1 pseudogene and 1 other annotated feature are annotated in these 1,021 nt (G+C 61.4%); the pseudogene reads right to left on the bottom strand.

The features are described from left to right. A pseudogene (locus tag C7451_RS19700) lies at positions 1-967 on the bottom strand (IS3 family transposase); the annotation flags it as partial. Beyond that, positions 570-686 (bottom strand) — a sequence feature (AL1L pseudoknot). Its footprint overlaps the pseudogene before it by 117 nt. Positions 968-1,021: the final 54 nt, after the last annotated feature.

Here is a 1,021-nt window from a genome sequence, read left to right as displayed (position 1 = left end):
TGGGCAAGGCGCTCAGTGTATTTGATCGAGACATACTGGCTTCCGCGATCGCTGTGATGGATCAGTCCGCCCCGATGAACTGGCCGCCGGTCGTGCAAGGCCTGCTCCAAGGCATCGAGCACAAAGCTGGCATGCGCAGTCCTGCTGACCCGCCAGCCCACGATATAGCGAGCGTAGACGTCAATCACGAACGCGACATAAACGAACCCGGCCCAGGTCGAGACATAGGTGAAGTCCGAGACCCACAGCCGGTTGGGTGCCGGTGCGTGGAACTGGCGGTTGACGTGATCCAGCGGGCAAGGTGCCGCCTTGTCACTGGTCGTGGTGCGCACCGGCTTGCCACGGATCACCCCTGCCAAGCCCAGATCACGCATCAGCCGCTCCACCGTACAGCGGGCAATGCAGTGCCCTTCACGCTGCATCTGCCGCCAGACTTTGCGCACGCCGTAAACCGCGAAGTTCTCGGCGAACACCCTGGCGACCTCTGGCTTGAAGGCAAGGTCACGCTTTGCCCGCGCCGACAGGCGCGATGGATCCTGTCGCTGCGCGACGTGCTTATGGTATGTGGAAGGGGCGATCGGCAAAACATTGCAGATCGGCTCGACCCCATGAAACCCGCGGTTATCATCGATAAACGCGATCATCGCTTGAACGGGCGGTCGAGCTCCGCCTGCGCAAAATATGCTGATGCCTTGCGCAGGATCTCGTTGGCCTGGCGAAGCTCGCGGTTCTCACGTTCCAGCGCCTTGAGCCGGTCGGCCAGTTCGGTCGGCACACCGGCCCGCTTGCCGCTATCGACCTCGGCCTTCTTCACCCACTCCAGCAAAGTGTGCGCTGAACAGCCTATCTTCTCGGCAATAGATGTGACCGCTGCCCAGCGGGACGGATGATCAGCTTCGTGATCCAGCACCATGCGCACCGCACGGGCACGAACCTCGGGTGAAAACTTGTTCGTTGTCTTGCTCATAAGGGCTCCACCTTCTCAGGAGTTGGAGCCTCCGACAATCCCGGGGCGGTTCAT

Origin of the sequence: Blastomonas natatoria (assembly GCF_003201955.1) — a bacterium.
GTDB classification, from domain to species: domain Bacteria; phylum Pseudomonadota; class Alphaproteobacteria; order Sphingomonadales; family Sphingomonadaceae; genus Blastomonas; species Blastomonas natatoria.
This window is presented reverse-complemented; position numbering and strand designations above follow the sequence as displayed.